We start from the raw sequence: 26,275 nt of genomic DNA on the forward strand, positions 1-26,275 counted from the left end.
TTTAGAGAGTATAGAATCACTTGCAACATAAACAGGTGATTTTTTTATTTGAATTATTTATACTTTATAATCCTAGTTAGCTTTATTTTATTTCATTCTTTCAATAGATATTACAAAATCAAAAGTGTGAATAGAAAACTTCTTCTATTTTTATTACTCCTTAATGTAAGTCTCAGCTAAATTTGGGTACTAAGGGTATCGAATCTAGATGAAAAAAGAGTCTTTATTTTCAAAAATTCTCTTCTGTATTTAGACACTCACTTTACAATTGATTATTTCCATTTATGAAAAAAAAACCTACATTATATTCAATCTTAGACCTTGCTTTGGTTTCTGAAGGTCATACTCTAAAACAAACTTTTAATAATGTTCTGGAATTGGCACAACACGCCGAAAGTTTTGGTTATACCAGATATTGGTTAGCAGAACATCATAATGCTCCAAATATAGGAAGTAGTGCTACCTCGGTCTTGATTGGCTATGTTGCGGGAGGCACAAAAACACTTCGAATTGGTTCTGGGGGCATTATGTTACCCAATCATTCTCCTTTAATTATTGCTGAACAATTTGGCACCTTAGCTTCATTATATCCTAACCGAATAGATCTAGGATTAGGCAGAGCTCCGGGAACAGATAGAGAGACTGCACAAGCTATACGTTCAGATTTTATGCAAGCGGCACAATCTTTTCCTGCCGAATTGGAAAAGATAGAAAAATACTTTTCTAAGGAGAATTCCACTTCTAAAGTGCGAGCAACCGTGGCAGAAGGGGTAGAGGTTCCAATTTATATCTTAGGTTCCAGTACAGATAGTGCACATTTGGCTGCAAAAAAAGGATTACCTTATGTATTTGCAAGTCATTTTGCGACAACACATTTAATGGATGCTTTAGAAATTTACCGGGATGAATTTCAAGTATCAGAAGAGTTACAGGAACCACGTGTAATGGCTGGGGTAAATATTATTATTGCAGATACAGACGAGGAAGCCGAACGTATGTCTACATCTTTAATCCGTATGATCGTGGGGATATTTACAGGTAAACGGGAGTTTGTACAACCACCAACCGCCATGACAACAGAATTGGAGGAGATTTTGCAACATCCGCAAATACACCAAATGTTAAAATATTCTTTTATAGGTAGTAAGGCCACCGTGAAAGCTCAGGTAAAAGAGTTTATGGAGCAAACCAAAGCGGACGAACTTATAGCGGTTACTAATATTTACGATGTAAACGACAGAATACGATCTTATGAATTATTTGCTGAGATCATGCAGGAGTTGAATTAAAATTTATTGTAAAGCATTAGTTATTTGAGAATCTATAATGAATTTTCAAATAACTGGTGTCTTTACAAAATACCTCTAACAACTCTTAAGTTATTTTGATTCCTCGTTGATCACAGGCGAGAGAACTTCCCAAACATTTTCAGCAACGATCTTATGACCTTCTACAGTTGGATGAATTCCGTCATTCTGATTCAAAGTTTTAATACCACCAACATCTTTTAATATAAATGGAATAAAGGCAAGTTTATTTTCAGCAGCAAGATCAGTGAAAATTTCTTTGAATTCTGTTGTATAATCTTGTCCCATATTTGGTGGCAATTGCATTCCAGCCAATATAATTTTCGTAGTTGGACTCTTCAATTTTACAGCATCTATGATTGCCTGCAAGTTTGCTCTGGTTTCAGTTAATGCTACGCCGCGCAGGCCATCATTTGCGCCCAATTCTAAAACAAAAATATCAATATCTTGATTGAGTATCCATTGGATCCTACTTTTACCTCCAGCAGTAGTTTCCCCGCTTAATCCAGAATTTACAACCTCATAGGCCAATCCAAGAGAATCTATTTTAGACTGGATAACTGCAGGAAAAGCATCATTAGTATCATCCAGGCCATAACCCGCTGTGATACTATCCCCAAAAAAAAGTATGGTCTTTTTTGCAGTTGCTTCAGGAGCTTCATTTACTGTACTGCTAACTTCATTTTCCTCTACACTTACTTTAGATTTAGTTTCATTACCGCAAGAAATCAAAGCGAAAGCTATCAGTATATAACAAAAATTTAAGAGGTTTCTAGGCTTGGAAATTGCGCTGTTTAAAAGCGTTTGTGTAGTTTTAGACTTCAGCATGATTTCAGTAATTATTACAAAAATTAGATGTCAAAGATATTAAAGATTAACGGGCTAGAAAAAAGATATACTAGTGGGTCCAAGGAATTAACTGTTCTTCAAAACATATCTTTTGAAGTTGAGAAAGGACAAACATTTTCTATAGTTGGTCCTTCTGGAAGCGGCAAAACCACCTTGCTTGGATTATGTGCAGGCTTGGACGAACCTAATGCAGGAACTGTAGAATTATGCGGTTATGATCTAAAGACTTTAAATGAAGATGAGCGAGCACAACTACGAAATGAGGAAGTTGGTTTCATTTTTCAAAATTTTCAGTTATTACCAACGCTTACTGCCTTAGAAAATGTTAGTGTGCCCTTAGAATTACAAGGAGCTAAAGACGCAAACAGCAGAGCAAAGGAATTATTGGAAAAGGTAGGTTTAGGAGATCGCATTCATCATTATCCATCGCAATTATCTGGGGGAGAGCAGCAAAGAGTGGCACTGGCAAGAGCTTTCTCTAACAGACCATCGATTTTATTTGCAGATGAACCTACAGGAAATCTAGATGAAGAAACTGGAGAGAAAGTTATACAGTTGCTTTTTGACCTTAATAAAGATGCTGGAACTACTCTAGTAATTATTTCCCATGATCTAGATCTTGCGGCTAGAACTCAGCAAATACTAAGATTGAAAGGTGGCAAGATCTTGACTAACGAAACAACAGCAAACTTTTGAGCACTTCCAAATTAAAATCAAAATTAAATATCCCTTGGCTTTTTAAAATGGCGTGGCGGGATGCCAAAGCAAGTAGAGTACGATTGTTGCTTTTTATGGCTTCTATAATTTTAGGGATCGCTGCCGTGGTTTCCATTCAGTTGTTCAGTCAGAATCTCACCGAAAATATTCAGAAGCAATCTAAATCTTTGATGGGTGCCGATTATACTATCGATAGCGATCAACTTCCCACGGAAAGAGCTCAGGCAATTATAGATTCTTTAAAGCCGGATGCATCTGAAGTTAATTTTGTATCGATGATCGCTTTTCCTAAAAATGATGGGACAAAACTAGTTCGCGTTAGAGGATTAATAGGAGATTTTCCCTTTTATGGCATTATAGAAACACAGCCAGTTTCGGCGGCTGCTAATTATCAAAAATCTGGTGGCGCTCTGGTAGATGCTACGCTAATGTTGCAGTATAAAATGAATCCTGGAGATTCTATTAAAATAGGAGAACTTACTATTCCTATTGCTGGTGCTTTACAAGCGATCCCTGGGAATACAGCAATTTCAACTTCCGTTGCGCCGCTAGTCATTATTCCGTATAGATATATTGACGAAACAGAATTGCTACAGTTTGGAAGCCGTAAAGAATATCAGTTTTTTTACAAGCAACCAGAAGTAGATCTAGAAGCCTTAGAAAAGCGTCTGGAACCCATGCTAGAGGCAGAAGATGCAGATCTAGATACCCATACTAGTACAAGCCGCCGACTGGGAAGACGTTATGAGAATGTTGGATCCTTTTTAAATTTAACGGCATTCATTGCACTTTTACTGGGTTGTGTTGGTATAGCCAGTTCTGTAAACATTTATATCAAGGAAAAAATTAAAGCCATCGCCGTCTTAAAATGTATGGGAGCTTCAAGAAAACAAAGCTTTTTGATCTTCTTAATACAAATTGCAGGAATAGGAATTGTGGGAGGAGTTATAGGAACGGCAATTGGTGTAGGGCTTCAGGAGTTATTCCCTCTATTATTAAAAGAATTCTTACCATTTGATCTAACCATAAATATTAGCGTACAACCATTAATTATGGGCGTGATCTTAGGTTTAGTGATGTCCGTTTTATTTGCTTTATTGCCATTATTACGCACTTGGTATGTTTCTCCATTAGAGGTTTTACGGGTTAGCGCTAGTACATCTGCAGGATCAAAAAAGGCTCGAATTGTGGCAATTGCAGTGATCATTCTGTTTTTATATGGTTTTACTTTTTGGTTGCTCAAAGACTGGTTGTTTGCACTCGCATTTATTGGTGGAGTGCTTGTAACATTTGGAGTATTGGCAGGTATCGCCATTCTTAGCATGAAAGCGGTGAAAAACTATTTCCCCAAAGGAGCGCGTTTTACAACGAGACAAAGTTTACTGAATCTATTTCGGCCCAACAATCAAACCCTCGTATTACTTGTAGCTATTGGTTTAGGAACCTTTTTGATAAGTACTTTATATTTTACCAAAGATATATTATTGGATAAAACAGAATTAGGTCAAAGCTCAGAATCTGCGAACCTAATTACCTTAGATGTACAGCCAGCCCAGATTGATGAAGTGGTGAAGACTTTTGAAGCAAATAATTTACCAGTAATAGATAATATTCCGCTAGTTACCATGCGTATTCATAGTATAAAAAATGTTCTGGTAAATGCTTTACGTGCCGACAGTACCGCACAAATAAGAGGCTGGATCTTGAACCACGAATTTAGGACAACTTATCGGGATGAATTAATGGCTTCAGAAGAAATCATGGAAGGGGAGTGGGTGGCTACTCAAAACAAGAATGATCTAGTTCAAATTTCGATCTCAGATAATCTTGCACAAGATGCAAACGTGGGAATAGGTGATTCTATCGTTTTTAATGTGCAAGGAGTACTTATGCAAACAGTTGTGAAAAGCATTCGAAAAGTAGATTGGGCAAACCTGCAACTCAATTTTTCTATCGTTTTTCCAAAAGGGGTTTTAGAAGATGCACCTCAATTTAATGTATTAACAACTTATGCCGCAACAGAAAAAGCTTCAGCGGGCTTACAGCGAGATTTGGTTAGCAAATTCCCCAATGTTTCTATTATAGATTTAAGACAAGTATATACTGTGGTAGAAGATATACTGGATAAAGTATCATGGATCATCAATTTCATGGCTTTCTTTAGTATTCTAACAGGAATTATCGTGTTGATAGGTTCTGTGCGTACAAGTAAATATCAGCGTATCAAGGAAAGTGTGTTGCTAAGAACTTTGGGCGCTAAGAACAAACAAATATTAAGCATCACCGCACTTGAATATTTATTTTTAGGAGTATTAGGAAGTTTAGTAGGAATACTTTTGGCACTTATTAGTAGTTTTTTATTGGCTATTTTCGTTTTTAAAGAAGCATTTGTACCATCATTAATTCCGTTTTTTATATTTATACCAGGAATTTCCTTATTGGTTCTGGGAATTGGATTAAGCAACATTCGGGAAGTTTTGAAGAGTTCTCCTTTAGAAGTTCTAAGAAAAACAGCTTAGCAACAGACCTATTGAGATATTTTATATAATTCTGCTAAAGGTTTCTTTAAATATGAATCAGTCACTGGCTAATCCACTTCTTGAGGTAAATCATAAATAAGTAGTGTGCCGAAAATGGAATTAAAATATTATATTTAATATGCTGAAAATTAAATAGTTGTCTCTAGGTTTATCTAGTTAGTTGTTCATCTTCAATAAATTAAAATATCAGGTATGTTACAAAATGTTTTATTAGAACGAGAGATCTATTCTTCAGAAGAACATAAAATGACCCGAAAGATGATCCAAGATTTCATCCACAATGAAATTTTGGATCAGCAAGATGAATGGGAAAAAAATGGAATGGTTAGCCGAGCGATCTGGGAACGTGCCGGGGAATTGGGATTGCTTTGCATTGATATGCCTGAAAAATATGGGGGAGGTGGTTTAGATTTCAGCTTTAGCGCCTTATTTATTGAGGAGTTGGCTAAAAAAGGAGTTAGTGGACCAGGTTTTTCATTACATTCAGATGTTATTGCTCCCTATCTCTTAAAGTATGGCACCGAAGTTCAAAAGCAAAATTATCTACCTAGAATGGCTAGCGGGCAATTAATCACATCACTTGGTATGACAGAACCAAACTGTGGTAGTGATCTTCAGGCTATCACAACTAACGCTGTAGATAAAGGAGATCATTATTTGGTAAATGGTCAGAAAACTTTTATCACTAATGGTTATATGAGTGATATGTCTATAGTAGCCGTAAAAACCTATCTTGGAACAAAGAATGAAGGCGTTTCTTTATTGATCATTGAAAACGATTCTGAAGGTTTTGAAAAGGGAATCCCACTCAAGAAAATAGGGATGAAAGCCCAAGATACTTGCGAATTGTTTTTTGATAATGTAAAAGTTTCAAAAGAAAATTTATTAGGAGAAGAAGGAGCAGGATTCAAAATTATGATGAAGGAATTAGCTAGAGAACGATTAATAGTAGCACTTAATGCTATTGGTGGGGCAGAAGGGGCTATTGAAAAAACTATTGAATATACCTCTACAAGAACAGCTTTTAAGCAACCTATTGCAAATTTTCAAAACACACAATTTAAACTTGCAGAGTGTGCTACACAATTACAAATACATCAAACTTTTTTAGATCGTTGTACACTATTACTTTCAGCACATAAATTAACTGCCGAAAGTGCTTCCATGGCTAAGTATTCAGCAACAGAAATGCACTCTAAAGTAGTAGACGAATGTCTGCAGTTATTTGGAGGTTATGGATATATGTGGGATTACCCAATTGCTAGGATGTATGCAGATAATAGAGTGGCAAGAATTTATGCCGGCACCAATGAGATCATGAAAGTATTGATAGCTCGAGGTTTGTTCAAAGAATTGTTTCAGCAAATGAAAGCAACGAAAAAATAGAATCTTCCCTTTTTAAAGATATTTCACTTTTAACTTTATTGTAAATTGATCTTATGTTATTTAAATGAATGGCGTTTCTCTTCTATTAAAGATGCGTTTAGTAATAGATTAAATGTTTTTATAGTATCAAAATATTGGGTGATTTCATCAGACACAGCAATTCCAGAAACACCTGTTGCTAATATGCCTTTAACATCTTCTGTGGTTATGCCTCCAAATCCAAGTATCGGAGTTTCAGTTTTTAAGGCTTCTGAAACTGCAGTATAACCGCTTAAACCTAAAGCCGGACTTAGATTGTCTTTGCTTGTTGTAAATCTAAAGGGGCTTAAAATAATATAATCGACTTCCTTATCTATTAATGTTTGGCAATCTTGCAAGGTAGTTGCTGTTGCGCCAATAATTTGCCAAGTGTATAAATGCGCTCTCACTATAGTAGGGCAGGAGTCCATTTTTTCTAAGTGTACACCATCTGCTTTAACCTCTTTTGCAATTTTATATTGGTCGTTAATAATTAATCTAGTTTGATAATGCGAGGTGATCTCTCTAGCTTCTTTGGCTAATTTTAAAAAATTTTCTTCTGAATCATTTTTTAAACCTAATTGCACAAGTTCAACACCAGAAGTACAGGCTTTTTGGATGTTTTCCAGATGTTCTTTTGGAGAGTTTCCTTGAGATATATAATGTAGTTTGGGTATCATAATGTCTTACTTTCTTTTTACTGGATATGCATTTTCCATTTTTTAGAAGTGTCTTTTTTTAAAAAAAATAATAGATTACTTGCCAAAGTGGAAGAGCATCTGCTATTCAAAAATTTCTGCATAGTTGTTACAGAATATTAAAATTAAAGGAAATGCAAAAATACGAATGTTTAAGTGCCCAAGTACAAAGGTTTCTTATGAAAACAGAATATAACGGGATAGTTTACATAGTATTGAATTATAGCCTTTAGTTTCTGTACACATCATAATTCAGCTCATTATTTTTTAATATAGGTATCAACCACTTGCTAAACCATATTTAAAAGTATACCATAGGGTTAAGCGTTATATTATTTGAACTGAGTGAAAGAAGAGTAGAATGAACTCACAATCTGTTAGTTTTCTTTCCAAAATTTTCATTCAGATCTTATATATAACTAGCCATTTACGCTACCAGCCCAATAGAAATGGGGGAAATTGTTGGTAGAACATTGTGGTTGAACAAATCATCTTTATTAACGGATTTTCGTTATGTTTGTTTTCTCCAATGAAAAATTCAATATTTTGATGAAATACTTCACTTTAATTCTACTTATCCTATGTTTTTCTTGCTCATCTGATGATGACAATTCTCATATTAATTCAAAACCAGGATCCATACAAATCGAGGAAATTCTTTTAGATGGTAAAAAAGTAACTATAGACTGGAGTGATGCCAAAGATGAAGATGATGACCAGATATTTTATAAATTATATATAAACTCCATTCTTATTTCAGAAACTACAGAATCTATAGGTGCTACGACTTTAGAGTATAATAAAGATTATACGGGTAGAATAATAGGTTCAGATAAGAACGGTGGGACAACAGAAGTTAGTTTTAATTTTTCTAGCGCTAATAGTAAAATATTATTGTTTGCAGATGGTTCTGGAGCCTTAAATGCTATCGATCTTTTTAGTTTACAACCAATGTGGTCTACTAGAACCTCAAATATAGAAAGCCATAGCATATCCGATAATATGGTTTATTCTGGTGTTAATGGTATCAATGGATTGGATATTCTTACTGGAGAAAATATATGGTCAAGTACACCTAGCCGTAATTTTAATGATGAATATAGAAATATTATTATAGATGATTTAAATGTTTACGCTTTCGATGCTGATTCTAATTTGTTTTGTGTTAATAAAATAACAGGAGGGAAGCTATGGGAACGAAGTTTTCTAGGCTATTATGCTCCTTTATCTATAGATTCTGAGAATGTATTTGCGTGTAGTAGGAATAATGATCATTTATATGCTATTAATAAAAAAACAGGCTTAACAAACTGGAGCTTTAGATTAAGTAATAATAATACAGGAGCTGCCACTAAAATCAACACAAATCCTTTAATTGTAAATAACGATATCTATTTTGGTGATAATATTGGTAGGTTTTATTCTCTTAATAAAAATACAGGCTCTATAAATTGGACTATCAATGCAGGTAAGTATAATCCATTTTATCCTTCTCCAACACAATTTAACCAATCTGTTATTGTTGGTACTTATAGAACGCTCTATGCTTATAATTTAAATACTGGTTCTACAGTATGGGAATATAATTCTCCTACTGGTGTCTTAGAGACTTCTCCATTTGTCTATAACGATAAAGTATACATTGGTATCTCAAATAATGGCAGTGGCGAATTATTATGTTTAAATGCGAAAAACGGTTCGGTGATTTGGAGTCAAGTTTTAGAAAATAACACAACTTCTTCTCCAATTGTTTTTGAAAATACAGTATACATAGGAGATTGGAACAAAAACTTGTATGCTATAAATGCTGAAACAGGTGTAATGGATTGGAAAATAAAAAGTGAAGGAGTCATATTTAAATCTCCAACAATTGTGATTGGCGAAGGGGAAACAGTGATTTACCCAAGTGTAAGCGGATTAAAAAATTAAATTTTGAAAATGAAAAACATCAAATTTATTCTAATATTGTTTATTGGTATAATAGCATCATGTCAAAAAGACGACGATTCAGATGGATCTCCAGTAATTCTAAGTGATAAAAATCTAATAACATCATTTCAAATAAACATTGCAGGCGAATTAGTTTCTGGAGAAATAAATGAAACTGATAAAACTATCAACTTTAATACTGAAGATGCAGATCTAGCATCTTTAGTACCAATTATTGAATACTCAGATAAAGCAAGTATTTCTCCAGCACCAACTGTATCACAAAATTTTGAAAATGAAGTTTCCTATACACTTATCGCAGAAAATGGAGATTCAAATATTTATAGAGTGCTTGTAAAAAATATAAGTTCAAATACAAATATTTTCGGTTTTCAATTATTAATAGAGGGCAAAGTTTATGATGGTGAGGTAGATAATACTGCTAAAACTTTATATGCAGAAACCGATAATGTGTTAGACTCTGCAGACATTGTTTTTTCTTTACCTGAAGGTAGCACTATTGCTTCGGTTCAAGAAGATCCACAAAACTTCTATTTACCAGTGGAATATATAGTAAAAGCTGAAAATGGTACAACAGCTACGTTTACATTAACAGCCAAAGCTTATAACTTTTTTGGTAGCAACGCCAAATTATTTTATAGTGATGCCATTGCAATTGCTTCTGGAACGGGTATAGATCTATCTGTACCAAATTCTTCTCTTGTTCTAGAAAATGAACAAAATTCTTACACCATTCAAAATATTTTAACTACAAATTCATCTTCTTATACTAACGGAATGCCATTTAATTCCTTAAGTTTTCGTTTTCCAGAAAATATTGTAACAGCAACTAACTATAAACTTAAATATTTGATAGATGGCGAAGTTAAAACAACATCAATTTTTAATGTAGATGTTTTGTCTGAAGATGTGCCTGTTATTAATTCAATAAATCAAGACAGCTATTCTTGGAATGACATACTAATTATTAACGGGAAGAATTTACCAGAAACCATTTCTATTCCTTCCAATGGTTCATTATTTATTATTCAGAACTCAGGTAATTATGATTTAACTGTGAACAATGAAAAAACCGAGCTAAGACTTACGTTAGATTATCATTATTTATTTCCTTCCTATTTTGGAAGACCAGAAGCAGAAAAAACAATCACATTATACGGGCCAAATCGGAGAATTGGTACTACTATTAATACCGTTTTCAAATAAATATAGGATAAAACTGAATCAAATATTAGTTGTTAAATTTTCTATTCTAATGTTATTATACAGCTCAAATTAAAAGAGTTAAATTGAAACACTATACTAGCAAGTGCTTAGAAATTATCTCGTAGAGTAATTTTAAGCTGTTGCGGCAAACTCACGAGAAGACCGTAGAAAAAAATCTTACAGGATTATTATCGAATACGCGATTTTTATATGAATCTAAAAGCTAAGCTTTTTTTGACGTTGGCAAAGCGGCTGGAATTGTGTTTTAAATATGATTGCATCTGCAATTATATTTAAAATAAACAATGAGCGTCCCGAAAGCTTTCGGGAGCACCGGCAATTTTACATAGCGGCAAATTAAAGGACAATATGTTTCAATACCATTCACTGAGAATCTGTTATTTAAAAGTTACTTGAACCAGATAGGGAATATTTAATTTAAGTAACTGATACTAGGATATTTTACATAGTATTTAATTATAACTATCAAATATTCAAGAACATTCCAGTAAAACGGTTTTGACATAATATCTATCGATATAGTCCTGACGGCCGATATCTGATATTATATCAAATAGCACAGCTATACACTGTTTTACGACACAGTCATATTTGTACTATAATTTATATTATGTAAAATAGAATGTATAATAACCTCAAGCTCACTTTAATTTCCTATTTTAATAAATAGTGATTTTTAAGAAATTCTATCACTTCTTCCGGATCTTATTAGAAAGCACTCTTCAGCCTATTTCATTTACAAAGTTCGGAACTTGAAGACCATTTAATAATTCAGCTATAAATATTCTTATAACCGCAAGACGTTATAATTTTCAATGTAAAATATCTATGTACCAATTTGCTTTCCTTTAAATACCTCAGATTTTAGGTGCTCTAAGTTCTGCCTTGTTAAGATCAATAGATTATTTTTGCGGGATGCAAAAAAATATACAGGCTTCGCAATTGGAATTTGTGGCACTTATGGCCTCATTGATGTCTGTGGTGGCATTAGCCATCGATGCTTTATTGCCGGCTTTAGACATTATTGGAGTTACTATTGGAACCACCGAAATTGTAGATAACCAATTACTCATTACAATGATCTTCCTAGGGCTTGGATTTGGTCCTTTAGTCTTTGGCCCGCTTTCCGATAGTATTGGGAGAAAACCAGTTGTCTACATGGGTTTTGCCCTTTTTATCTTTGCTAGTTTCATCTGTGTTAATTCAACAAGTTTAGAAATGATGGTTGTTGGTAGGATTTTGCAAGGAATTGGACTTTCTGCTCCCAGAACCATGAGTATTGCTATTATACGCGATATGTATAGCGGGGATTATATGGCCCGTATTATGTCTTTTGTGACCGTTGTTTTTATATTGGTTCCCGTAATTGCCCCGGCTTTGGGTAAATTTGTTCTTGATCAATATAACTGGCGCGGGATTTTCTATATTCAGGTACTTATAAGTATTTTAGTTTCGTGGTGGTTTTGGAAACGACAACCTGAGACTTTAACCATTAATAACAAAAAAAGCTTTTCCAAAAAAGGCTTTATAGGTGAATTTAAAGAGCTCATAAAATTTAAAAGAACAATTGGTTTTACCATTATTGCCGGATTTATTACTGGATCTTTTATGGTTTATCTAAGTAGCGCACAGCAAATTTTCGAGGATCAATATAATTTGAAGGAAGAATTTCCCTTAATTTTCGCCGGCCTGGCAATATCTATAGGTTCGGCTGTTTTCCTTAATGGAATATTTGTTATTAAATTTGGAATGGAAAAATTGATCACCATGGCCCTGGTTTCATTTTTTATGATCTCTGCGATATATGTTGCCATATTCTATAATAGTCCGAATCCGGATGTTCGTGTTTTATTCCTGTTTTTCGCACTGCAATTTTTTAGTATTGGTTTTCTCTTCGGAAATTTACGCGCAATGGCTATGGAACCTGTAGGACATATTGCCGGGAGTGCTGCTGCCGTAACCGGATTTATATCTACTATTATGGCAGTTCCTATCAGTATCTTTATTGGAAGGTTTATTTCTGATACAGCTTTGCCTCTGTTTATTGGCTTTTCAATATGCGCAGCTCTATCAATTGGTCTGATTATTTATCTAAAAGCAGACGAGAAACGAGCTACTGAAACTATCTAAAACATACCTGTATTTACCAAAACTAGAAAGAATATTAATTTTAGGTATGGGCAAATCCACTATTAAATTATTATGTAACGACCAGATAAACCTTTCAACTCAAATTTTTGGATTGCCAGATACAAAAATCTTGCTTTCGGCATCTCTTTTTAGGTTCTTAGTGGCAAACAAAAAAATCAGTATTGTTGGAAGCACTTAAGCTAGCCGTATTCGCTTTCAACTTCTAAGAATAAAATTCCGAAGAATTTTTAAAATTTAAAATAGCAGTATTCACTTATCCAATCATCGTATTTAATTAGTGTGCTACCCCAGCTTCAAAAGCATCACTCCATTTAGACGCAACACCCACAGCTGGAATTAATTCAGCAAAGATCTTTAAATGCCTGCGCTCATAATGTTTGTTCTTATTCAAGATGCCTAATTTCAATTTAAGCTTGCTATCTATAGATTGGATCCTAGAAGTTGCTATTATATGAATAGAGATCTTTCCTAACATATCATCTTCGGTTTCCTGTGGGATTGCAGAGATCGTACTTTCATCCCAGTTATTTAAAATTATTGGTATATCTTCTTTTCCTCGTATATCGTAAGCATAGAGATATAGCATGTATTCCATTTCTAAACGAAGGTCTACAGCATGAAATTCAATTTTAGTATGCACAGGAATAATGCTTGAATCTGTACCAACTTCAATAATTTCTGGAAATTCTGAAGGCTTTACTGAAAGGATCTTTGCCATAATTACTTAATTATATTTAATACTAGCTTACTTTTTTATTATTCTGGATCTATCGGTTAAACCTTTAACCTCTATCTGAGGATTACCATATACATAAACCTTGCTTTTTCCTTCTATATCTATACTCAGGTTTTTGGTGGCATGTATATAAATATCAGCACTATTGGAAGCATTTAGTATTGCAGTTCTTGCTTTCATTTTCTTAGTTTTCAACTCTGCTGAATTTTTCAAATTAAAAATAGCATTATTCACTTTGCCGTCCATATCCATTTCCGCCGACTTAGATAATTGCGCCGATAAATTTTCAGCATCCATTTTACCTTTCAAATCTGATCTGTCACTAATATTAACAGTCACCTCCTTTGCCTTTAGATCTAATTTTCCACCAGAATTCTTGGTTAAAATTATGCTGGCATTCTGCGCCTCTATATCTAGATCGAACTTTGTAGATTGATTTCCCGTAAAACTAAAAATATCTGAAGATAAAGTGCCTTGAGTTTCTAGTTCTGCATCATCATTTAAAATAATAGTAGAAATACCTTTTACGCTTAAAAAGACTTCTAATTTTTTACTACCTGTAATTTTAGCAGTCGTAAACATTTTAAGCACTCCATTGGTAACTTCTACATTTACCACTTCAGCAAGATTCTTATCTGTAGTAAGAACATAACTATTCTTATTACTTTGAGCTATGGTCACCTTTAAGTTATTGCTGATCTCCAATACACTAAATTCCTTATCTATGGTATTACTTACAGAGATCACATCCTTATCCCCTTTAATTTTTTCCGTTTTTTGAGCTACACTTATTTGTACGAAACCTAATAAGAGTAAAATACATAATTTTGTCTTCATAATTTATTGATTTTAAACGTTTAGGGTTATAAATCGTTGAAGAAAACTTCACTATTAAGTTAGCCTCTATAAATATACAACACTAAATGTTTGTTTTTAAGCCACTATAAATAGTAACTCTTTAATATTGAACCCATGCAAGCTATAAAGTTAAATCCTACACTTTAATTTAAACTTGATAAATGTCAGTTTAATTAAATAGTATCATAGAATAAGAAGTTTAAAAACTAATGCCTGAAATGCCAAATAAATTCTAAAATAGCGCAGCACTACCCTACTTCTGCACGAAATATTGTAATTTTCCAGCAACTAATCCAATCACTAAAAATCCAAACTTTATGGCGGGTAATTCTAAGATCGCTATCTACGGCGCAATTGGCGCGAACCTTTTAATTGCAATAGGAAAATTTTTTGCGGCTTTCTTCACAGGAAGTTCTGCAATGCTGGCAGAAGGGATCCATTCTCTGGTAGATACTGGAAATGGGCTTTTACTTCTCTTGGGAATAAAACGCTCGAAACAAGAACCCGATGAAATGCATCCTTTTGGCTACGGAAAAGAGGTCTATTTCTGGAGTTTTGTGGTAAGTATCCTAATTTTTGCATTAGGAGGTGGTTTTGCAATATATGAAGGAATTCATGCCTTACAAGATCCGCATATTATAGAAGATCCTACTTGGAATTACGGAGTTTTAATTGCAGCATTGGTTTTTGAAGGTACTGCACTGTATATAGCCTTAAAAACCTTTAATAAGTCTAGAGCAGCTTCAGGAAACTTAATTAAAAATATAGTACAAAGTAAAGATGCTGCAACTTTTGCAGTTATTATTGAAGATACAGCTGCCGTGGTTGGTTTAAGTATCGCTTTACTTGGGGTCTTTCTATCTCAGCAACTGCAAAATCCATATCTAGATGGTGCTGCTTCAGTTTCTATTGGAGCATTATTGCTAATAGTAGCTACATTTTTAGCAAAAGAAAGTAAAGGATTATTATTGGGTGAAAGTGCAAATCCAGAAGTTATAGCTGCAGTAGAAAAGATCATGAAAGAGCATCCAAGTGTGAAAGATTGGACCTTACCACAAACGATGCATTTTGGGCCAGATAGTATACTGCTGGTAATAGAAATAGATCTTTTAGATACCATGGAATTGTTGGAGGCTGAGAATACCATGCAAAACATTCGTAACGAGATCCAGATTCAGCAACCCTCTATTACACAGGTATTTATACAAAGTGCTAATAATCTTGAGAAAAACTAAACTATGAAGTTAATCTCATCTCATATATTCTCTATAGCCCAATCATAATTCTTTGCTAATTAATGAAGAATTGCTTGTAGAACTATAGAAAAATGGGTTTCTTAGATAAAATATTAACCCTAAAAATTATTAGAATATGGAAGCGATATTTCAATTTGTTCAACTAAGTAAAAGTGAACGTTTAGAAGAATTAACTCAGAAGAAACTAGATAAATTAGAAAATAAATATGATTGGATAATCCGTGCAGATGTTTTCTTTAAGAAGCAAGATGGTATGGATCCTAAAGGATTTATTTGCAATATTAAATTAAGTGTGCCTGGACCACAGGTTTTTGCAGAATCTAACGAAACTTCTTTTGAAGCGGCTATGGCAGAAACGGTAAGCGATCTAGATAGACAACTATCTAAGCGAAAAGCACAAATGAATACTCATTAAATTGGATAACATATAAAAAAAAGGTCTGAAGTTTAATTATTTCAGACCTTTTTTCTGTTATAGCATTTAATTTAATCTACGTTATATACAAAAGCACGATATTTTAATAAGGCAACAAACACTACTCCCCCAATTGCATTCCCTAAAAGTGCAACACTTTCAAATATTAAATAATCTGAAATCGTGATTTTCGGGGAACTTAAAAGTCCAGCAAATACTTCCACATTTCCTACAATACTATGATGCAAACTGGTAAAAGCCATTATTCCGGTAATTATTATAATTAATAGGATCCTACTTACCGTATCTGTTGCAGATGCTAACAACCAAGAAAGTAATCCCATTAACCAACCAGCCAAAATTGCACTTATCAAAATTACTTGAGGAGAAAATGAAATGACATGACTGGCAATTTTTTCAACCGCTAATAGGTCGAAAAGACCTAAAGCTGGCCCTATCCAAATTAAGAGTGCTGCCATTAGACAACCTCCAGCAAGATTCCCAAATATCACTAAACTCCACAGTTTTAATAAACTCGTTACCGACTGTTTTCTGTTTAAAACCGGTAAGCTTAGCAAGGAGGTTTGCTCTGTAAAAAGTAAGGACCTTCCTAGAATTACAAAAATGAAACCAGCAGGATATACAAAGGTCAATAATTTAAATATAGTGTCTTCGGCCAGCTTACCAGTAAAAAAGCTGAAGACAGAGCACATTAGTAAAAAACTAAATCCTATCTCTAAACCTGCAGTAAATGAGCATAGCGCAATGCTGCCTGGGCTATTTCCAAACACGGCTTTACCTTCTTCCAGTTGCTCATTTAATATCTCTCCATGTTCACGGCGTTTATTTTCTTCACCATTCTCCTTAACTTCAGAATTTTCAAGTTCAGAATCTATATTTTTTTGTTTCCGATCTCGTTCTTCATTTTTGTTTTCTGTCTTCATATATACTTAAAGGATGTTACTTGTACCTTTCTTAAGTGTTTTCCCTTAAGTCTTTGGCTATTTATAATATAAAGTTCTTTCTAAGAGATCAACTTTTCTAATTCCTGTCTACTCACAGATTTACCATATATTTTTTGATCTGGATCCATTATTTTTGTTTTAGTAAGATCTCCCACATATACAGCCTCAAAACCTATGTCTTCTATCAATTTTCTGGTGGTTTCCTTACTTTCTTGATCTTGTGCGGCATAAGGAATAGCGAGTTTATCTGTTTCCTGAAAAGCTTTGTTCTTTAAATGGTCGGCGTAAATAGTATTAAAAGCTTTTGAAGTCTTAGCAGTATTAAATTTCATGGCTGTATATTCTGAAGCATTCCTGTTAGAATCTCTAACTTCTTGCGCCATGGCCCCATCTCTCTCTGGATATGGATTGGTAGCATCAATGATCACTTTTCCACCATATTCTCCCGCATATAATTCAGATAATCTGTCTATAGCTTTAAAAGGAACTGCTAATAAATAGACATCTGCATTTGCTTCAAATGCTTTTTCAATACTAACGGCTTTAGAATTTCCACCAGCTTCTCTAACAATATCATTTAATTGCTCGGGATGTCTTGAGCTAAACAATACTTCATGGCCTGCTTTGGCCCAATGTTTACCAAGATTGCCACCAATATTTCCACTTCCAATAACTCCTATTTTCATGATCTTAATTTTTAAAATTACTATTATAATTAATTATGAGTTTAGTTCGTTTTCTTCCAATTTCTCTTTGAATTCGTTTATGATCCCACCTTTTAGCAAAATATTTATTTGTCTATCACTTAAACTGTGCTTACTAGGGATCTCCAAAACTTCTCCATTCTTCTTTTGAATAATTACTTGAATTTGTTCTCTTTCAGAAACCGTCTTAGGTAGGTTTTTTAATGAAACCATATCACCCTGTTCTATTTTATCATAATCGCCTATATCTATAAATTCCAAGGGAAGAATTCCGAAATTCACCAAATTTTGCCATGCGATCCTCGCATAACTTTTTGCTAGAACTGCAACCTGCCCTAGGTATTTTGGAGCTAAAGCAGCGTGCTCTCTACTAGAACCTTGAGCATAGTTTTCTTTAGCCACAACAATATGTCCTCCGTGTTCATTTTTAGCTTTCATCGCACGGTCATAAAAAGTATCATCTATTACGGTAAAAGAATATTTACTTATTTCGGGCAAATTACTCCTAAAGGGTAAGACCTCTGCTCCTGCTTTAAGGATCTCATCGGTAGAAACATTATCTCCCATTTTTAAAAGTACGGGCACATTATAATTATCTTGTAAATGTTCTATATGTGGCAGACTTTTTATATTTGGTCCTTTATGTAGTTCGACCTGAGAACCATCTTCCAAAGGAGCTACCAACATTTCTTTATTTATAATTTCCATTTCTGGTTGAATGTATTGAGGGTAACTCATCTTATATAACTTTTCCAAATCTCTAGGGTCTGTAATCACTCCGGTTAATGCAGAAGCTGCTGCGGTTTCTGGACTACATAGATGCACTTGATCATCTTCTGTACCAGATCTACTCGGGAAATTTCTAGGCATCGTTCTTAGACTTATGGTATTAGATGCCGGAGCTTGTCCCATCCCTATACAACCCATACATCCAGATTGATGAAATCTTGCCCCAGCTTTAATAAGATTACCAAAAGCCTTATTCTCGATCATATTTTGAATAGTTTGTCTTGATGTTGGATTCACATCAAAAGAAACATCACTGTTCACTGCCTTATCTTTTACTATAGCGCTTGCCATCCAGAAATCTCTTAAACCCGGATTAGCAGAAGAACCTAGCACTACCTGACTAATCTTTTTTCCAGCAACCTCAGACACCGGAACCACATTTCCTGGACTGGTTGGCAAAGCGATTAAAGGAACAAGATCATCCAAAATTATTTCTTCATATAGGTCATATTCACAAGCATCATCGGCTAAAAGTTCACTCCAATCCCCTTCTCTACCTTGGGATCTTAAAAAACGCTTGGTTTCATTATCACTAGGAAAAACAGTGGTAGTTGCTCCAAGCTCTGCGCCCATATTTGCAATTACGTGTCTATCCATAGCACTTAAATATTTTAATCCTTCTCCATAATATTCTACGATCTTTCCAACGCCACCTTTTACGTCATGTCTACGCAACATTTCCAAGATCACATCTTTGGCACTTACCCAGTCTGGCAGTTTTCCAGTAAGTTTTACACCCCAAACTTTTGGCATCTTTACAAAATAAGGCTTGCCTGCAATGGCGGCAGCAACATCTAAACCCCCTGTTCCAATTGCGAGCATTCCTAAAGAACCAGCCGCACAACTATGACTATCTGAACCTACTAATGTTTTCCCTGGTTTCCCAAAACGTTCCATATGCACAGGATGACTCACACCATTCCCTGGCCTGCTGTACCATAAACCAAACTTCTGCGCAGCAGAAAGAAGAAATAAATGATCATCGGCATTCTTGAAATCTGTTTGTAAAAGATTATGATCTACATACTGTACTGCAACTTCCGTCTTGGCCTTTTTAAGATTCATGGCTTCCAATTCTAATTGCACTAAGGTTCCAGTTGCATCTTGTAATAAAGCTTGGTCTATCTTAATTCCAATTTCTTTTCCCGGAGTCATTTCTCCTTGAAGAAGATGAGATTTTATTAGCTTTTGGGTAACATTTAGATTTTCCATTTTTTTATAATTTTACTTTTCAAAATATCAAATTTCGTTGGATTTTCTGGGGTGTTTAACAATATCTTATAGCTTTTATAAGTGTGTAAGGCGAGAAATGAATAGCAAATAAATTGTTTTAAAATATTCTAATATGAATGTAATCGTAAAACGTGCAATTGTAGGAGGTGTAGTCTCAACAATTATTATGGGAATTGGGACTTATATATTAGGGGAAATGTCTGGATATAAAGCTAAAGAACTGCTTTCCACTTCCCTATCGGGAATTAATATGCTTTGCAATACCGTGATCCTAGGATCATCAACTATTTTGGCATTGATGCTCCCCTTGTTAAGCTTAAGTACAGGTTCTAATTCCAGACTAACTAAGGTGCACTATAGTCATGTTTTGACCATTGCAAAATTTGTAACCATTCTTATAATAGTTTCGGTAATAACCTTTTTAATGCTGAATTTACCAATTACCGAAAGTGAGGAAGTTCCAAGCTCTTGGTTCACTATAATATATTATATAAGTTTGGGAATGGCCTCTATCTTAGGGGGTGGTTTTATAGCAATTGTAACCATGCTTTACGAAACAATTTCCAACGTAATATTAATAGTTGGTTTTGGAGTAAAAGACCATCCTATGGTTGAGAAAGCTGAAGATCAGGCTGAAGAAGCAAAAGAGAATGCTAAGGAAAATAAAGAGAGAATTGAAGATGAATAGAACTTTAAAAGTTACAACCGTCTATAACATAAAAATAGGCAAATAAAAAAAAGACTATTCGAGAAATGATTTACAAAAAACATTAAACGGAATTTTACTTTTTCATAAATAAGAAAACTAAAATTGTGATCAATGCGAAAACACTTCGGGAATAGTCCTTGTAAAAATATTTTATCAGTCTAAGACTGAATTCTGCTGAGTTTATTTAGTATATCGGTTTGTTCACCATCTTCTAAATTGAAAGCTGGCTTTCCATGTAATGGGAAAAGATAACTAAAGGATTCTTCAAAAGCTCCCCAACTTTCGGCTAATCCAAATTCAGAATTTTTACTATCCATTGTAGGTCTAGAAAAATTATTTTCTTCAGTAGAATAACTGGAACCTATGGCATCTTCTCCTGTAAACAACATACCGTCATTGATATCTGAATAGATCAAAATAGATCCTCCCCCATTTCCAGGCAAGTCATAGATCTTTAAGCCAAAGTGTTTAGTTACCTCCTGCTTCCCAGTGATATCCTTTAAATTATAGTCGTCTTTAATAGAATTTCTTGGATGTGCAAAAATTGGAGCTCCTCCAGCGTCTTCAGAAATTGTTTTAAGATCTGCATATGCATTTTTATAGACCGAGGAGTTACTAAGGATAATTCCTTTTATAGTATACCCATCGGTTACAAGTTGTTTTACTGCTTTTAGGGTTTCTTTTTCAACTACGTCTATTAAAAGAATGTCTTTTCTATTAATATGTCTAATTGCATATCCTTGATTAAATCCATTTTCTTGTTCGCTACCTTTTATTATAAAAGTATCGGGAATCAATTTTAAAAATTTTCCGGTCTCTCCTTGTAAAATAAATTCGGCTGTTTGGCTATGTAAAATCTCCATTTTATCTACTGTCTTCATAAGATATTTTGGTTTTAAATTATATTTAAATTTACAAAGGGATGATAGCAAGGCCATCTCCTTTAATATTCTTTAACGAGCATTTAGCAGTTCATTAACGCGATTGCAAATGCAGCAAATTTTCCGTGATGAGAAAGAGAAAATACCTGATTGGTATTTATATTGTTGCTAAACAATTCAGGAATATTATGATATTTTTTTTTAATTCTAAAATTTGTTTTCGGCTCTTTTAAAAGTAAGGAATATTCACTAAATAATTTGTCTTTTAGAATATTTTCATCTTCAAAAACTTTTATACTTGTAGACTGAGTTTTTTTTGAAGTTGCTGAACTGTGGATAGTTAGGGATGTAATCCTTGATTGAGTGTAGTAAGTATAGCTATTAACCCTTACAATTCCGTGTAATTTTTCTTTATTTTCTGATATAATTTTACATTGAAAATCTAGCGGATTATAGGTTCTAGGCAAATTGAATAAACGTTGATGTGCTTTATAAGCTGATTCCTTTAATGTCCAAAATAATTGAAGAGAGATCTTAGGATTGTCGGAATTAAAAATAACAAATTGCTCTGTAGGAGTATATAATTTATTCAAATAACGAGGATTGTTCCAATTTGGAGAGATCGGTATATTAAGGTCTATTATATCATTACCTATCAATTTTCAATTTTAGCTAATATTATTCTTTTAGCATCTCCGGCAGTAAGCATTCCTTCCATCGAAGTGTTATCTATTTCTATATTAAATTCATCTTCAACATCCAAAATAACATCTACTAGATTCGCTGAGTTTATTTTTAGGTCAGTTAAAAAATCAGTTTTTTCATCAAAATCCTCTAGCCCTTCTTTGCGTTGAACATAAGGAGTTACGATGGCCTTTATTTTTTCTAAAATTGTTTTGTCTGTCATGAGGCTAATATAATAATCTATTTGAGGTGAAAAGTAAAAAATATTACTGTTCTGTTCAAGGTTCACGGTTCAAGGTTTGAGGTTTGAGGTTTGAGGTTTGAGGTTTGAGGTTTAAAAATTTAAATAAGAAATCCGAAATCTTGAATATAAAATTTTGAATTAAACATATTTCTTAAAAATAACCACCGCATTCACATCTCCAAAGCCAAAACTTGCTTTTGCTATTATATTGATAGGTTCTTCAATTATTTTCCTTGGAATACGTTCTTCTGAAATTAGATCTAAGATCTCTGGATGAACTTCGTCACAATTAATATTTGGAAAAATAAAATCTTTATCTATTTGCAACACACTTGCCACACACTCCATACTCCCTGAAGCACTTAAACAATGTCCTGTCATTCCTTTAAGAGAATTGATATATGGAAATACTGAATTTGAACTTAAAGCCTGAACCCAATTCTTAATTTCTACGGAATCTTTACTCGTTGCTGTTAAATGTCCATTAATCAGGTCTATTTCTGAAGCTGATACCTTTGAGTTTTTTAAAGCTCCTACAATGCAACGTTGTACTGCTTCATTATTTGCAGCCGTCATACTTCCTTCTCCCCTTTGTCCGCCACTGTTTACTTCTCCCCCAAGCACTTCGGTATAGATCTTGGCACCTCGTTCCAAAGCAGACTCAAGATCTTCCAAAATTAAAGCTCCAGCTCCACTTCCAGGAACAAATCCAGATGCATTTGCACTCATAGGTTGGGAGGCAGCTTCTGGATATTCATTATAATTGCCTGGAAGAATACGCATAGCATCAAATCCGCCCCAGACATAGGGTCCATGATCACTACAACTTCCCACTAACATTCTTTGCGCTTTTCCAGCTTTTATGCGCTCATAACCCATTAAAAGGGCTTCTGTTCCTGTAGTACATGCAGAAGAATTAGTAGTCACCTGATTACCACAACCTAAAATACCTCCCAGATAAGCACTTATCCCACTTGCCATGGTTTGTATTACACTGGTACTGCCTAGACGTCTTGTTTTTCCCTCATCTATTAAATGAATGGCTTCTCTAAATTTATCTACGCCTAAGATTCCGGTTCCAAAAATAATCCCAGTGTCCCAATCTGGAGATGAACCATCCGAGATCTCAAGTCCGGCATCTTTCCAAGCATCGGTTCCGGAGATCACACCGTATACAATTCCACTGCTATTTAAGCCCCGAAGTTGTAAAGGCGTAAAATATTCAGCTAGCTTGGTTTCAGAAATTTCAGGCTTCCCTCCTATTTGGCAACTAAAATTAAGCTCTTTAAGTTGAGGATGAAAAGTGATCCCGCTCGTGCCAGACCTTAAAGATTCTTCAAATTCAGGAATACTTACTCCATTGGGAGAACAAATTCCTAAACCTGTAATTACAACTCTTTTTTCCATTATTGACTATTCCGAAATGTAGTTAATCTTTATTCTGTAACCTTACGCAATGTTCTATCCGAGCGTATTCGAAAACTTTTCTATTAGAAATGAAGTTTTCTAAACTACTCAACCTGACATCTCTATTATAAATATAATCCCTAGAATACCCCAACAAATTAAATCTTAAACATCAAACTTGAAACTTGAAACCTGAAATTTTGAATTTTAGATCTCATTTACGAATCATGCCCGCGATCGTCCCCCGGCAAACCAATTCATTATTACTATTGAACATTTCTACACCACATTTTAATTTATTGAATCTAAAATATTCCTTTTTTGAAACCACCTTTATTTGCTCTCCGGGATATACCGGAATAAAAAAATCTATTTGACTGGAACTTAATGCAATTTGAATATTCTCTGTTAGCGCAGGATTTTCTTGGTTAGTTATATTCAGAAGAAAGCTTCCTAAACATACTACTCCTATCTGCGCCATACATTCTGTTAAGATCACTCCAGGAGTTACAGGATTATCTTTAAAATGCCCTTTATAAAAATAAGAATCATTAGGGAAACGATAAGTGCCCGTACAAGATTCTTCATCTATCTGTAAAATTTCATCTACAAATAGAAATGGATAAGTATAAGGAAGTGTGGAAATTATAGAATTAAAACTCACTTTAAAAATCGAAATTTTGGTTAAAGCTAAATTTTGAATGAATTATTTAAGATGTTCCCCACCATTCACAGGGATTATTGTCCCCGTGATCCAACTGGCTTCATCTTTACTTAAAAGATATACCACATTGGCCACATCGTTTGGAACGGTTAAACGCTTAAATGGATTATGTTTTAATGCATGCATTCTCAACGTCTCATTTCCCGGAATCATCTGGAAAGATCTGGTAACTGTAACTCCAGCCTGAATACAATTTGCACGAATACCATATCTTGCAAATTCAAGTGCCATGCTTCTTGTTATTGATTCTAGAACTACCTTGGCAGCAGAAACAGCTGCATAATTCTCCCAAGCCTTTTTATTTCCTTCACTGGTAAAAGAAATTACTCGAGCATCTTTAGCAAATAATCCTGATTGATAAACAGCTTCAGTCCAGTCGTATAAACTCAATGCCATTGCATCTATAGTGATTTGGAAATCTATGTTTTCTAAAAAAGGCCCCTCACCACTCATCGGCTTTAAATTTCCTTTGGCAATGCTATGTACTAAAGTCCTTATTTTACCTTTCTCTCCTAAAATAGAGGTGATCTCCTTTATTAGATCTGCCCTTTTCTCTTTTTGAATAGCATCTACATTAAAACTTTCTAACTGAACGCCAGAATTTCTAATGTCCTCAAAAGCTTCCTCGATATCTGGAATTTCAGAGCGTCTATCCCTATGAATAATTATAATATTCATGCCGTGTTTGGCAAGTTTTCGGGCTGTTGCAAGTCCAAGTCCGCTGCTGCCTCCCAGGATCAATGCCCAGTAATTAAGATCTTTAAATTCTGCTACCATTCTATTAAAATTCGTTGAGCTGAAAACCCGGGACCAAAACTTAAAAGTAAACCCTGCTCTCCTTTTGGTATTTCTTTCTGAAGAAATCTTTCCAAAACATAAAGCACGGTTACACTACTCATGTTCCCATATAGTCTAAGTACTTCTCGGGTATCATCTATATTCTTCCCTAAGATACCAAAAAGATCAGACACTGTTTGTACTATCTTTCTTCCACCTGGATGAAAAATTAAATGTTGTACTTTATCTATAGAACTACCATTTTTCTCTAAAAAAGGATAAATAATATCTGGGAAATGATTTGAAATAGTTTCTGGAACAGACTCATCCAAGATCATTTGCAACCCGGAATTAGCAAGGTGAAAGCCCATTAAATGAGTAGCATCAAAAAAGTGATACATTTCTTCCCCTATAATTTTAGGCCCTACAGCATCTTCTTCAGAAGAAAGCAATACACAAGCTGCTCCATCTCCAAAAATTGCTGCACTCACCATATTGGCCATACTAAAATCTCCTAATTGAAAGGTAGCAGTTGGACTTTCAACCGCAACAATAGCTGCTCTTTTTCCAGGATTGGCTTGTAAAAATTTATGGGCGTAGATCATTCCAGAAATTCCTGCAGCACAACCCATTTCGGTTACTGGAAGTCTGGTGATATTTTGATTTAGTTGTAATTCGTTAATTAGATAAGCATCCAAAGAAGGGATCATGATGCCAGTGCAACTAACCGTGATTATAAAATCTAAAGATCCTGGTTCCCAGTTATTCTGGTCTAATGCATCCTTAAGTACGTTTTTACCTAATTTCTTAACCTCCCTAACATAGATGTTATTTTTCTCTTCAAAAGAAGTCGCCGTAAAAACCTCCTCTGGAGCCATTATAGAATATCGCTTATCTACACCAGCACCTTCAAATATCTTAGTGATCTTTCTCCTAAAGCGTTCGTCCTTTTCATCCAGCCAATCCTCGACCAATGGTATTATATCTGAAGTTTCTCTAAAATATTTTGGGAGTTCTTTTTGAACGCTTATAATTCTTACACTCATAAGG

General features: G+C 34.4%; 24 protein-coding genes. 10 read left to right on the forward strand and 14 right to left on the reverse strand.

Features of this window, described 5'->3' with window-relative positions; all coding sequences use genetic code 11:
• The first annotated feature begins 284 nt into the window (after nt 1-284).
• Entirely contained in the window at nt 285-1,289 is a 1,005-nt protein-coding gene (locus BC962_RS06510) for an LLM class flavin-dependent oxidoreductase (protein WP_121345111.1), read from the forward strand.
• 90 nt (nt 1,290-1,379) lie between these two features.
• On the opposite strand, the gene BC962_RS06515 is transcribed toward BC962_RS06510, so the two are convergent.
• The gene (locus BC962_RS06515) at nt 1,380-2,135 is read right to left on the reverse strand and encodes an arylesterase (protein ID WP_121345112.1); all 756 of its coding nucleotides are present in this window, start codon (nt 2,133-2,135) and stop codon (nt 1,380-1,382) included.
• A gap of 27 nt (nt 2,136-2,162) precedes the next feature.
• Between BC962_RS06515 and BC962_RS06520 the strand changes: the two genes are divergently transcribed.
• The 3 genes from BC962_RS06520 (at nt 2,163) to BC962_RS06530 (ending at nt 6,799) form a co-directional block, all read left to right on the forward strand.
• Nucleotides 2,163-2,852: an ABC transporter ATP-binding protein gene (locus tag BC962_RS06520; protein ID WP_121345113.1), complete on the forward strand. Its 690-nt coding sequence runs from the start codon at nt 2,163-2,165 to the stop codon at nt 2,850-2,852.
• A 47-nt stretch (nt 2,853-2,899) separates the two neighbouring features.
• Nucleotides 2,900-5,392, forward strand: coding sequence for an ABC transporter permease (locus BC962_RS06525; protein WP_121345114.1), 2,493 nt, complete (start codon nt 2,900-2,902; stop codon nt 5,390-5,392).
• A 213-nt stretch (nt 5,393-5,605) separates the two neighbouring features.
• A complete protein-coding gene (locus tag BC962_RS06530; RefSeq protein ID WP_121345115.1) occupies nt 5,606-6,799 on the forward strand; it encodes an acyl-CoA dehydrogenase family protein in 1,194 nt (397 codons plus the stop codon).
• 56 nt (nt 6,800-6,855) lie between these two features.
• On the opposite strand, the gene BC962_RS06535 is transcribed toward BC962_RS06530, so the two are convergent.
• Nucleotides 6,856-7,497: a thiamine phosphate synthase gene (locus BC962_RS06535; protein WP_121345116.1), complete on the reverse strand. Its 642-nt coding sequence runs from the start codon at nt 7,495-7,497 to the stop codon at nt 6,856-6,858.
• Nucleotides 7,498-8,064: 567 nt separating this feature from the next.
• On the opposite strand from BC962_RS06535, the gene BC962_RS06540 reads away from it, so the two are divergent.
• The 3 genes from BC962_RS06540 to BC962_RS06550 all read left to right on the forward strand — a co-directional run bounded on the left by BC962_RS06540 (nt 8,065) and on the right by BC962_RS06550 (nt 12,822).
• Entirely contained in the window at nt 8,065-9,444 is a 1,380-nt protein-coding gene (locus BC962_RS06540) for a PQQ-binding-like beta-propeller repeat protein (RefSeq protein WP_183075463.1), read from the forward strand.
• A gap of 9 nt (nt 9,445-9,453) precedes the next feature.
• Complete coding sequence (locus BC962_RS06545; RefSeq protein ID WP_121345118.1) at nt 9,454-10,671, forward strand: DUF5018 domain-containing protein; 1,218 nt, start codon at nt 9,454-9,456, stop codon at nt 10,669-10,671.
• A gap of 936 nt (nt 10,672-11,607) precedes the next feature.
• Nucleotides 11,608-12,822 carry a multidrug effflux MFS transporter gene (locus BC962_RS06550; protein WP_121345119.1) on the forward strand — a complete coding sequence of 405 codons (1,215 nt, stop codon included), beginning with the start codon at nt 11,608-11,610 and terminating at the stop codon, nt 12,820-12,822.
• A 295-nt stretch (nt 12,823-13,117) separates the two neighbouring features.
• Here BC962_RS06550 and BC962_RS06555 read toward each other — a convergent pair whose 3' ends face one another.
• Both BC962_RS06555 and BC962_RS06560 read right to left on the reverse strand, forming a co-directional pair.
• The gene (locus BC962_RS06555; protein ID WP_121345120.1) at nt 13,118-13,561 is read right to left on the reverse strand and encodes a hypothetical protein; all 444 of its coding nucleotides are present in this window, start codon (nt 13,559-13,561) and stop codon (nt 13,118-13,120) included.
• A gap of 27 nt (nt 13,562-13,588) precedes the next feature.
• Nucleotides 13,589-14,416, reverse strand: a complete 828-nt coding sequence (locus tag BC962_RS06560; RefSeq protein ID WP_121345121.1) for a GIN domain-containing protein — start codon at nt 14,414-14,416, stop codon at nt 13,589-13,591.
• A 338-nt stretch (nt 14,417-14,754) separates the two neighbouring features.
• On the opposite strand from BC962_RS06560, the gene BC962_RS06565 reads away from it, so the two are divergent.
• On the forward strand, nt 14,755-15,672 hold the full coding sequence (locus tag BC962_RS06565) for a cation diffusion facilitator family transporter (protein WP_121345122.1): 918 nt from the start codon (nt 14,755-14,757) through the stop codon (nt 15,670-15,672).
• A gap of 136 nt (nt 15,673-15,808) precedes the next feature.
• Nucleotides 15,809-16,108, forward strand: a complete 300-nt coding sequence (locus tag BC962_RS06570) for an HPF/RaiA family ribosome-associated protein (RefSeq protein WP_121345123.1) — start codon at nt 15,809-15,811, stop codon at nt 16,106-16,108.
• A 71-nt stretch (nt 16,109-16,179) separates the two neighbouring features.
• On the opposite strand, the gene BC962_RS06575 is transcribed toward BC962_RS06570, so the two are convergent.
• The 3 genes from BC962_RS06575 to BC962_RS06585 form a co-directional block, all read right to left on the reverse strand.
• Nucleotides 16,180-17,052: a formate/nitrite transporter family protein gene (locus BC962_RS06575; RefSeq protein WP_121345124.1), complete on the reverse strand. Its 873-nt coding sequence runs from the start codon at nt 17,050-17,052 to the stop codon at nt 16,180-16,182.
• Between the two features lie 80 nt (nt 17,053-17,132).
• Nucleotides 17,133-17,759, reverse strand: a complete 627-nt coding sequence (locus tag BC962_RS06580) for an NADPH-dependent F420 reductase (protein ID WP_121345125.1) — start codon at nt 17,757-17,759, stop codon at nt 17,133-17,135.
• Nucleotides 17,760-17,792: 33 nt separating this feature from the next.
• On the reverse strand, nt 17,793-19,778 hold the full coding sequence (locus tag BC962_RS06585) for an aconitate hydratase (protein ID WP_121345126.1): 1,986 nt from the start codon (nt 19,776-19,778) through the stop codon (nt 17,793-17,795).
• Between the two features lie 133 nt (nt 19,779-19,911).
• On the opposite strand from BC962_RS06585, the gene BC962_RS06590 reads away from it, so the two are divergent.
• A complete protein-coding gene (locus BC962_RS06590) occupies nt 19,912-20,487 on the forward strand; it encodes a hypothetical protein (protein ID WP_121345127.1) in 576 nt (191 codons plus the stop codon).
• Between the two features lie 179 nt (nt 20,488-20,666).
• On the opposite strand, the gene BC962_RS06595 is transcribed toward BC962_RS06590, so the two are convergent.
• The 7 genes from BC962_RS06595 to BC962_RS06625 all read right to left on the reverse strand — a co-directional run bounded on the left by BC962_RS06595 (nt 20,667) and on the right by BC962_RS06625 (nt 26,271).
• Nucleotides 20,667-21,389, reverse strand: a complete 723-nt coding sequence (locus BC962_RS06595; RefSeq protein WP_121345128.1) for a hypothetical protein — start codon at nt 21,387-21,389, stop codon at nt 20,667-20,669.
• Between the two features lie 83 nt (nt 21,390-21,472).
• Complete coding sequence (locus BC962_RS06600) at nt 21,473-22,048, reverse strand: 4'-phosphopantetheinyl transferase family protein (RefSeq protein WP_121345129.1); 576 nt, start codon at nt 22,046-22,048, stop codon at nt 21,473-21,475.
• The gene (locus tag BC962_RS06605) at nt 22,045-22,296 is read right to left on the reverse strand and encodes a phosphopantetheine-binding protein (RefSeq protein ID WP_121345130.1); all 252 of its coding nucleotides are present in this window, start codon (nt 22,294-22,296) and stop codon (nt 22,045-22,047) included. The genes BC962_RS06600 and BC962_RS06605 overlap by 4 nt, the downstream gene beginning before the upstream one ends.
• A gap of 159 nt (nt 22,297-22,455) precedes the next feature.
• Nucleotides 22,456-23,724, reverse strand: a complete 1,269-nt coding sequence (locus BC962_RS06610) for a beta-ketoacyl-[acyl-carrier-protein] synthase family protein (protein WP_121345131.1) — start codon at nt 23,722-23,724, stop codon at nt 22,456-22,458.
• 214 nt (nt 23,725-23,938) lie between these two features.
• Nucleotides 23,939-24,388: a 3-hydroxyacyl-ACP dehydratase FabZ family protein gene (locus BC962_RS06615; protein WP_121345132.1), complete on the reverse strand. Its 450-nt coding sequence runs from the start codon at nt 24,386-24,388 to the stop codon at nt 23,939-23,941.
• Between the two features lie 42 nt (nt 24,389-24,430).
• Entirely contained in the window at nt 24,431-25,225 is a 795-nt protein-coding gene (locus BC962_RS06620; protein WP_121345133.1) for an SDR family oxidoreductase, read from the reverse strand.
• The gene (locus BC962_RS06625) at nt 25,219-26,271 is read right to left on the reverse strand and encodes a type III polyketide synthase (RefSeq protein WP_121345134.1); all 1,053 of its coding nucleotides are present in this window, start codon (nt 26,269-26,271) and stop codon (nt 25,219-25,221) included. Before BC962_RS06625 ends, BC962_RS06620 begins: the two co-directional genes overlap by 7 nt.
• Nucleotides 26,272-26,275: the final 4 nt, after the last annotated feature.

The sequence above is a fragment of the Gillisia mitskevichiae genome (assembly GCF_003634585.1).
GTDB lineage: Bacteria > Bacteroidota > Bacteroidia > Flavobacteriales > Flavobacteriaceae > Gillisia > Gillisia mitskevichiae.